Genomic DNA, 9,223 nt, shown 5'->3' on the forward strand with positions numbered 1-9,223 from the left:
ACATCCAGTACCGCAGCCACCTCATAGACGGCTGCCTTACCGAGACAGGACTGACCATCAGCCCCTGATCACCGAAGACGACATCACGAGTTCAATCTCAGTAACAGGGGCGCTCAGTACAGTGCGGCGGCCTTCACCGAGGTGTGCCGCCGGCACGGCATTCGGCGCAACATGGGCCGGATCGGCTCGAGCTATGACGACGCCCTCGCCGAGTCGTTCTTCCAGGGCCTCAAACGCCAACTGCTCCACGGGAGTCCACGCGGGAGGCAACTGGGCCTCGAAGAGGCAAACACGGCTCGAACTGTTCCGCTGGCTGTCGTACTACAACCGACGTCGCCGACACTGCGCCCTCGGCTACCTCACACCAGCCGAGTTCGAACAACAACTGATCACGTCACGTACGCTGTCACTGAGCCTCTTTCATCCTGAATAGCCGCAGGTCAGCAAGGTGTGGACGGCTTGGACGATGGTGCCGATGCGGCGGGTGGAGCATCTGGCTCGTCGTAGTAGCCGCCAGGACTTCAGCTGCGCGACAGCGCGTTCGCCGGGGGCTCGGAGTCTGGCGTGGTCGCGGTTGAACTGCTGGTAGTGCTCGGGCTGTTCGCGGTGGTGGTAGTACGGGGTGCGAACCGTGGCGCCGGCGCCTGGTAAGCGCGGTCCGCGAGGACGAGGATCTGCCGGATCAGGCAGGCCTGGACGATGCCGTGGGCCCGGGCCGCGGTCAGATCGTGGGTGCGGCCCGGTGTCGCGCGTGAGAACCACAGCGGTGTGCCGTCGGAGCGGGCTATGACCTGCACGTTCATGCCGTGCCTGCGGTGCTTCATCGAGTAGTACGGCTCGTCCGCACGGATCCGGTCGATGGGGATCAGGGCGGCTGTCAACGATGACGTGGTCGCCTTCACCGAGGCCGGTGAGGGCTTCGTGGAGGCCGGACGCCCAGCCGGCCAGGACGTCCAGCGTCTCGTCGACGTACCGCCAGGCCGTCGCGGTCGAGACGCCGAACCCGGCCGAACGTCTCGTTCTTGCGAAGGTTGGCCAATGCGAGCAGGGCCTGCCTGAAGCAACTGCGCCGTCTCCACGGCGAGTTCAGTGAGAATACAACTCTCTTGTTGGGTATGGATTGCTCACGCGTGAACCACGTGGCTCCGCCAACTTAATTCCCGAGACATTCCCGCGCCCACGCCAAGGGGCGTAACGGCGACAGGGATTGGCTATTGATCGACCGATAGGACCACTGATGGCAATTCGAAGAATATCACTTTCGGTAATATCTGGAATTCTTCTGATGGGCGGGATATCCGCCACCACTCCCGCCTCAGCTGCCGATACTCCGGTCGGTGCTGACGGACCCAGGCGAGTAACGATCGAGCCGGGTTACATGAAATGGGTCGAATGGCGCTGTCATGTCGGGAGTCAAATGAGTGAATTTAGCATCACGGGTGGTCCCTATACGCACCTGGGAGCTCAACAGGCTTTTCCGGAGAACGAGTGGGCTGGTCCCGGGGTCGGGCTGGATATAATAAATTTGAGTAATACCTCGTATTCCTGGTACGAAGTCTCATATAACTGCTCAGAACCTCTCCCCATCAAGGTGAAGAAGATCTTCGACATTCCTTCCAGTGGGATAGTCGAGAGATCGCTTGGCTGCCCGAGTGGCTACCCCTGGATCGGAGCAGGAACCGGAAGACAGATCAGTGGCCTCAACGGGAGCATCAGCATTCAGTCGTACGAAGTATATCCACCCGACTCGGAAGGTGCAGGTTATGGAACCTTCAAGGTGAAGAACAGCAGCAGAATCGGCGGAGAGGTCGAACTGACGGTCACCTGTCACTCCAAGGAGTTCTGACAGTCGACTTATCCGGTCGAAGGTAACTGGAAGGCCCCTTAAGTCCGAGCTTTTCCCGCCTCATGCTGACGTGTGTTGAAGGGCGAGAACGGTTTGGACGGTCGCCGTGATGTGGTGGGTGCTGTAGCGGAGCTTCCGTAGGAGACGTCGGCTTTTCGGCGTGGTCATGGTGTGTTCGCCGACGGGGTGGATCTTGGCGTGTGTTGTTGTGTCTCTGCTGCCGTCGCTTGAGGTGGCGGCCACGGAACGGCACGTGGATGGACCCGTCGGCGCCTTGATATGCCTTGTTGGTCCAGTACTTGAGGTCGGTTTCGGTGAGTGTGTTGACGATGCCGTGGGTGTGGGCGGCGGTCAGGACGTGGGGGAGAGGGGCGGGGTGGGTGAAGCCCACAGCAGCCGCCCGAAGGGGATGGGTGAGAGCCTGCGCGTTCATGTCGTGACGTTTGTGTCTGCCCCACGTGGTACGGGCTGTCGGCGGTGATCTGGTTGATGGGCAGCAGGGTGCTGTACAGAATCAGAATGCCTTGGCCCGTGCGATGTGTATCACCTCGGTCAGGGTGGGTGTGACGTTGGCTGGGCCCCACGGTCTTGCGTAGGTAGGGGTATACGGTCGTGATGCCGATGCCGAACCCGGTGGTTACCTGGGTGCAGGTGTCATTGCAGCGCAGACGGGTTAGTACTCCGGCAGTGCTTCTCCATTTCCGCTGGTCAAAGGGCTGAGTGTGGGGAGGGTAGTGCTGTGGAACCGGGTGTGGGACGGTCTTTCGCGGACCGTCCCAGCAACGAGTGGCCGCGCCGCATGTAACGACAGTGCTTCGGGCAGTGCGCCGATGTGAGCGAGCATGCATCAGGGAGCGCCTGGGACAACGAATTTGCTGACCTTGTCCTGCGGATCGGAGCCAGGTTCACGCGGGTGGAACACCGGCGGCGGGCACGTGACTACATCCGCGGACTCTTGGGCCAGGTCGGCCGCAAAAACAGCTGGCAGCTCGCCGAACATGCGGGTCACACCACGCCGGACGGCCTTCAGCGACTGCTGTCCCGCTGCCGCTGAGACCCGGATGAGATCCGCGACGACCTGCAGGCCTACGTCGCCGAACGTCTTGGAGCCGACGGCGGTGTGCTGATCATCGACGACACCGGATTCGTCAAGAAGGGCACCACCTCCGCCGGCGTCCAACGTCCATACTCCGGCACCGTTGGCCGCACCGAGAACTGCCAGATCGGCGTCTGCGCCGCCTATGCCACCACCCGTGGGCACGCCCTGGTCGACCGCGAGCTCTACCTGCCCAGGTCCTGGACCGGGGACCGGGACCGCTGCCGATCCGCCCGGATCTCCGACGGGCGCGTCTTTGCCACGAAGGGCGAGCTGGCTCGGAACGTGATCACGCGGGCACTCGCCTCCCCGTTGCCGATCGCCTGGGTCACGGCCGATTCCGCCTACGGACAGGACTGCCACTTCCGACGTTTCCTCGAGGAAGCCGGCCTGTCCTACGTCGTGGCGGTACCCAAGTCACAGCAGGTCCACGGCCCGCGCATCGACCACCTCGTCGGCCAGGCCCCGCCAGAGGCCTGGCAACGGCTGTCCGCCGGAAGCGGAGCAAAAGGCGAGCGCTTCTACGACTGGGCCGCCGCCCGCCTGCCAGCCGTCGGGAAGTTCGACGGCGACGAACCCATCCGACAGCGCTGGATGCTGGCCCGCCGCAGCACCACCAGACCCGATGAGATCGCCTACTACCTCGCCTGTGCGCCCCTGGAAGTCACCCTCGCCGACCTTGTCCGCGTCGCGGGCTGCCGCTGGAAGATCATGGAGTGCTTCCAGAGCGCGAAGAACGAGTGCGGCCTGGACCAGTACCAAGTCCGCCGCTACACCGGCTGGCACCGGCACATCACGCTCGCCCTGCTCGCCCACGCGTTCCTGGCAGTGATGGCTGGCCAGGAACGCGAAAAGGGGTGCCGACCGGGACACTCCCGACCTCGTGGACCTCACACCAGCAGAGATCCGCCGTCTGCTGGCAGTTGGCCCCCGCCACCACCCTCCGGACCGCAGCCATGCCATGAGGTGGCCACGGTGGCGACGCCGCCACCAGGCAAACGCACGCCACTGTCATTACATGCGGCGCGGCCACCCGTTGGTGGGACAGTCCGCGAAAGACCGTCCCACACCCGGTTCCACAGCACTACCCTCCCCACACTCAGCCCTTTGACCAGCGGAAATGGAGAAGCGCTGCTGGAGTATTAGGGCGAGGTGAGCTTGATGGTCGACGGTCTCAGGCGCTGCCGTCTGGTCGCAATCTCCTCTCGTCGTGCAGCGAGACGTCCGGACAGGTACCGCAGGGCGCGGCTGGACAGGCCGATGGACGACGGGCCGACAAGCATACGAACTTCTGGTGGCTGCGGGCGATCTTGGTCGAGGACTCGCCCGCCCGGAGTTCCGTTGTTCTGCAGGTCCGTCCAACGCGTGGACCGGGAAGTTGGAAAAGGCCCAGTGCATCGGTCAGCGGTCCTGTTGCCCCCTAGCAGACCAGGCGCGAGGCCTGGCAGCAGGAGGGATTGGTAGGAGTGGAGGGACTCGAACCCTCACGCCGCGAAGGGCACCGGGACTTGAATCCGGCGCGTTTGCCAGTTACGCCACACTCCCTAGCCGCCTCGGGCCGGACAGGCCTGAACCCTGGTATCGCGCAACGGTGAACTGCCGCTGCCGTGGCTCATCCCCTTGTCGATCCATGAGAAGCGGACTGTCAGCTTACCTTGGGTCACCTGGAGCGTGCCTGCTGGACGGTGACGGTGACGTTGCGGCCGGGTTCTCGTTCGGTTTGGAGGAGACAGGCAGGCAAGTGGTTGGCCTGGACTGTGTCATCTGCTCAGGCCTCTCTTGGTTACAGCCGCTGTCAGGGCGTGAGCTCGCCGTACAGGGCGACGTGGAGGGCCGCGGCCAGTTCATGGGCCCGGTGTTCTGTCTGGATGTCGTTCAGGATGAAGTAGACCGGTCCGGTGAAGGAGTTGAAACGGATCTGCCGGTGGCCGCCCAGTTGCAGAAGAGCGATGTTGAGGGCGGTGGCGGTTTCCGTACGGGTGGTGTGTTCCGGGCGAGCGGTGATCGTGTCAGCCTTGACGATCCAGCAGGGTTCCTGATGCTCGACGGTGATGAACACCGCCCGCTGCATTCTGGCGGTTCTATAGGCGGCATCCAGGGTTGTCGGAGCGGTGACATCTGGGACCAAAGAGACGGGGCAGGGAATTGACAGTGGCTCCATGGCAGGAATCGCCCCAGGAGAAAGTAACCACAGTAGGCGGTATAGGCCGTGTCTTTCCCGCCCTGCACCAAGCTTATTGGGGTGCCATGTGCGTGGCTTAAGGAAACCTCTCTAGGGTCCTTGTACGCCGCCCGGATCTCCGGATGCCGTGTCTGGCGCAGTGAGAGCGGGCAAATGCCGATTCCGGATCTTTCAGGTTGTTCTAGAACTCTTTCCGCATGATGCGGGCGGAAAGCTAAGGGGGCTAGGGTAGCGGAAACAGGCAAAGAAGTTGCGGCTGATTGCAGGTTCCGTCGCCCAGAAATCCCCGGTGTGCCGGCCGGTCGGAGGCGCCCTTCTCGGGAGAAGGAGCGGCAAGAATTACGGTGCCTGTTGATCGAGTCATGTTGACCTGAAAACCTTAAGGGTCATATCTGCAGGGCTGTGACCAGGGGTGATTCCTGGCTGTGGACCGCCTGCCCAAGAGTTTCGGGTCAATAAGCAGATGGGCCGCATACCGGACTCTTCCTCTCCTGGTACATGGCCCATCTGCACGATCAGAGCAGAGCGGGGACCCGGCTTTTCCGCAGATCTGTTGTCGGCCAGGCAGGTGTCTGTCAACCTGCTCAGGCAGTCTGGCTGGGTGACATGGCGGTGTGGGGGTGTGGTTCCGGGCGGGTGCTCGTCTCACCGCCCGGAACCACACGTTCAAAGAGACCGCGGCAGACCGCCTCTGCCAGACGGGGCGGCCGCGGTCAGATGCGAGGGGGATGGGTGCGGCGGCGGATGAGGAGGAATGCGCCGGTGCCGGCGGCCAGGATGGCCAGGATGCCGCCAGCGGCCATCGCCATGGCGCCGGGGCCCTGGGCGCCGCCCACGCCGCCTTGGGCGGGAGTGCCGGCCAGGACGGTGAAGGAGGCGTTCGCGCTGGTACTGCCGCACTGCACGGTCAGGATGCGGGCGCCGGCTGTGGCGTTGTTGTTTACCCGGGCGGTAGCACTCGTGGTAGCTCCGGCAGGCAGGGTCACGGTGGGGAAGGCGCCGGAGGTAATGGTGCCGCCACTGGTGCAGCCCGAGGCGGTGACGGTCAGCAGCGCGCCCTGATGCACCTGAGAGGGACTGATGCTGATGTTCGACGGTCCTGTGCCGCCGGCCTGCGCCATCCCCACCGGACCCCACCCCAGAGCCAAAGCCCCAGCCAAGCCAGTCAGGACCTGTGATGACCTGCGCATAACTCTCCCTGCTCCTATGAGGACGTCGCTGCTGACAGACCAGCGCCTTCCGGATCCGGCAGACGCCTGCCAGGTCCCCAGCCTCATTACAGTCCGCGGCCCCCGCACACCCACGCCTCGCGCACCCGATAACGCTCGAACGGTAAAACCGCAGGTCAGGCCAGTCATTCACAGGTAGGAAGACGGATGCGTCCACTGGTGCAGACGGGCTTATGCCCGTCTGTGAACGCGCCAGACTCGGTCGGGGAAACCATCCGAGGGCAGGCCAGGGGTGTTTGTGTAACGCGATGCCTGGTGGCGTCGCTGAAGACGGTGGACGTGCGTGTCGTGCTCTCTTCACACGGCAGACGCAGCTCCCGTGCGGGGACGCTGGGCAACGCCTGGTCACGTCCGCTGGAGTGGTGTATCGATGGCCACTCGGTGATCTCGTCTTTGAGGCTATGCGGTGAGTTCGGTTGGGATGGTGGGTCCGTCGGTTTCTGACTCGATCGGGTGGAGACGGGCCTTGGCGAGGATTTCACGGCCCATGTAACGGCGGGCTTCGGTCCATTCGTCGTTCTGCTCGGCCAGGACCGCCCCGACGAGCCAGATCACGGCGGTGCGGTCGGGGAAGATCCCGACGACGTCGGTGCGGCGGCGGATCTCCTTGTTCAGCCGTTCCTGCGGGTTGTTCGACCAGATCTGCTTCCAGATCTCGCGCGGGAAGGCCGCGAAGGCCAGCAGATCATGCTGGGCGGCGTCCAAGTGGGCTGCCGCTTTAGGGAACTTGGCCTCCAGTGCGTCCAGGACGTGCCGCATCTGTGCCTTCACCGCGTCGGTGTCGGGCTGTTCGAAGACCGTCCGCAGCAGCGTGGCCACCCAGGACTGGGCCGATTTTGGGACCTGGCTCAGCAGGTTCCGCGCGTAGTGGGTGCGGCACCTTTGCCAGGACGCGCCGGGCAGGGTGGCGCCGATCGCGTCCACGAGGCCGGCGTGGGCGTCGGAGACGACGAACTGGACGCCTGTGAGGCCGCGGGCGATCAGCGAGCGCAGGAAGGCCAGCCATCCGGCGCCGTCCTCGGCGGTGGCGACGTCCAGGCCGAGGATCTCGCGGTGGCCGTCGGCGTTGACGCCGACCGCGATCAGCGCGTGGACGTTGATGATGCGGCCGCCCTCGCGGACCTTCTGGGTCAGGGCGTCGACCCAGACGAACGAGTACGGGCCGGCGTCGAGCGGCCGGTTGCGGAAGGCTGCGACCTGTTCGTCGAGTGCTTGGCCATCGCGCTGACCTGGGACTTCGACAGCTGGGTGATGTCGAGGGACTCGGCGAGTTTCTCGACGCGGCGGGTGGAGACACCCAGGAGGTAGGCGGTGGCGACCACCGAGATCAGGGCCTGTTCGGCCCGGCGGCGGCGTTCGAGGAGTCAGTGTGGGAAGTAACTGCCCTGCCGCAGCTTGGGGACGGCGAGCGCGACCGTGCTGGCCCTCGTGTCCCACTCGCGCGGGCGGTATCCGTTGCGGTGGTTGACGCGTTCGTCGCTGACCTGCCCGTACTCGGCGTTGCAGAGCGCGTCGGCCTCGGCGGACATGAGCGCGTCGGCGAACGTCTTGATCATCGCGCGCAGCAGATCGGGACTCGCCGCGGCAAGGTTGTTCTCGGCGAGGGCATGCAGGGGCACACTGTCAGGTGCGGTCATCGTGCTGATCTCCTTCGAGGCTTCGACACTTCGAAAGATCAGCCGGTGGCCGTTCGTCTATGCGGGTCTCACCCTGACGCCGGAGCAAACCCCCGGATCAGGTCGAACCCGTACACCACTTCCCAGGACGCAACCGAGGGGTGCGAGCACCAGGTCCATGAACTCGGCCGTGCCCGCCGGATACGCCACCGTCACCTCGATGATGTACCTCCCTGTGCCAGCCAGTGCTCCGTGTGCGCTCTACCCTGGGATGAAAGCGATCTCTAGGGTTTTTGTCCGCATACCGCGAAGCAGTCGCGGCCCGTCGGCGAAGGGATTTTCCGTGAGACGTCGAATTGCCGCTGTCACCGTGGCCGCCACTTTTGCGCTGAGTTCGACCAGCCTGGTCGCTCCCCAGGGCGCTGCTGCAGCAGTCCCGGGTGGCTGCTCCTCCATCTCCTCCACCTACCGGCCGGCGCTGAGTCAGGGATCCACCGGTGCTGCGGTCAAGCAGGCCCAGTGCCTGACCAACGTCTGGGGCGGTGTCCCCAAGCTCACCGTGGACGGCGTCTTCGGTGCGAACACGCTCAAGAAGATCAAGTGGATCCAGGGCTGCCACGGACTTGCCAAGGACGGAATCATCGGCCCCAACACGTGGAACGTCCTCTACCACCCCGCCCTGGACTGCTACGACCCCTACCCGGCCTGACCGGCAGCGGACCGATGCGCTGCTGACCAGCGGACGGACACCCGCGCCGAGCCGACTGCGCCATGCCCCATGGTCCTGCCCCCGACGTACCGCGCTCGGGCCACTTGGACGCGCGCCCGACGGTACGTATGCCGGCCGGTTGCTCCACCAGTCCGTCCGCCGTGATGAGTGACCCCACCGCGACGGGCGGCGTTGAACCCTGCATGACCACCACGTCCGCGACGATGTGGCCCACCCCTGTTATCAGTGCGAAGCGGGGGAGCGAGGAAACGGTTCCCCGTCCCGGCCTAGAGCCGATCTTCAGCGAGTTGGCCCGGCAGTGGGAGACGGACGGTCGTCTCGTGCCCGGCCGCCCAGATGAGGAGTGGACGGCCCTTGCCAGCCGCTCTTCCTGGCCCGGACGCTGACCGTACGATGCCTGCACCACATCTGCAAGGGATCGCAGGCGCTCTCAGTGGTCGTTGAGTCCGACTTCTCTGTGTTCGTGATCGCTCGATCGTGGTACTGATCGCTGTCGGGGCTGCTTGATGGGCATGTCCATGTTG

The 9,223-nt window shown here is 64.6% G+C and carries 4 protein-coding genes, 1 tRNA gene and 4 pseudogenes; 4 read left to right on the forward strand and 5 right to left on the reverse strand.

All coding sequences use genetic code 11. The features are described from left to right. Positions 1–99: 99 nt before the first annotated feature. Positions 100–433, forward strand: a pseudogene (locus ACFWUY_RS39655) (integrase core domain-containing protein); the annotation flags it as partial. On the opposite strand, the pseudogene ACFWUY_RS39660 reads toward ACFWUY_RS39655, so the two are convergent. Beyond that, a pseudogene (locus tag ACFWUY_RS39660) lies at positions 421–1,078 on the reverse strand (transposase family protein); the annotation flags it as partial. The pseudogenes ACFWUY_RS39655 and ACFWUY_RS39660 sit on opposite strands and share 13 nt — an antisense overlap. Before the next feature lie 159 nt (positions 1,079–1,237). On the opposite strand from ACFWUY_RS39660, the gene ACFWUY_RS39665 reads away from it, so the two are divergent. Together ACFWUY_RS39665 and ACFWUY_RS39670 are read left to right on the forward strand one after the other, a co-directional pair. After that, on the forward strand, positions 1,238–1,846 hold the full coding sequence (locus ACFWUY_RS39665) for a hypothetical protein (protein WP_384121537.1): 609 nt from the start codon (positions 1,238–1,240) through the stop codon (positions 1,844–1,846). A gap of 832 nt (positions 1,847–2,678) precedes the next feature. Continuing rightward, positions 2,679–3,770, forward strand: a pseudogene (locus ACFWUY_RS39670) (IS701 family transposase); the annotation flags it as partial. A gap of 630 nt (positions 3,771–4,400) precedes the next feature. Here the strand turns inward: ACFWUY_RS39670 and ACFWUY_RS39675 are convergent. From ACFWUY_RS39675 to ACFWUY_RS39690, 4 genes and pseudogenes are all read right to left on the reverse strand, one after another. Next, a tRNA-Leu gene (locus ACFWUY_RS39675) sits at positions 4,401–4,487 on the reverse strand. Positions 4,488–4,737: 250 nt separating this feature from the next. Beyond that, complete coding sequence (locus tag ACFWUY_RS39680) at positions 4,738–5,013, reverse strand: hypothetical protein (protein WP_384121538.1); 276 nt, start codon at positions 5,011–5,013, stop codon at positions 4,738–4,740. A gap of 824 nt (positions 5,014–5,837) precedes the next feature. Then, positions 5,838–6,245, reverse strand: coding sequence for a hypothetical protein (locus ACFWUY_RS39685; RefSeq protein ID WP_384121542.1), 408 nt, complete (start codon positions 6,243–6,245; stop codon positions 5,838–5,840). 507 nt (positions 6,246–6,752) lie between these two features. Then, positions 6,753–7,990: pseudogene (locus ACFWUY_RS39690) on the reverse strand (IS256 family transposase). Between the two features lie 322 nt (positions 7,991–8,312). On the opposite strand from ACFWUY_RS39690, the gene ACFWUY_RS39695 reads away from it, so the two are divergent. Continuing rightward, positions 8,313–8,678 carry a peptidoglycan-binding protein gene (locus ACFWUY_RS39695; protein ID WP_384121540.1) on the forward strand — a complete coding sequence of 122 codons (366 nt, stop codon included), beginning with the start codon at positions 8,313–8,315 and terminating at the stop codon, positions 8,676–8,678. Positions 8,679–9,223: the final 545 nt, after the last annotated feature.

This window comes from Streptomyces sp. NPDC058664 (assembly GCF_042716635.1).
GTDB lineage: Bacteria > Actinomycetota > Actinomycetes > Streptomycetales > Streptomycetaceae > Streptomyces.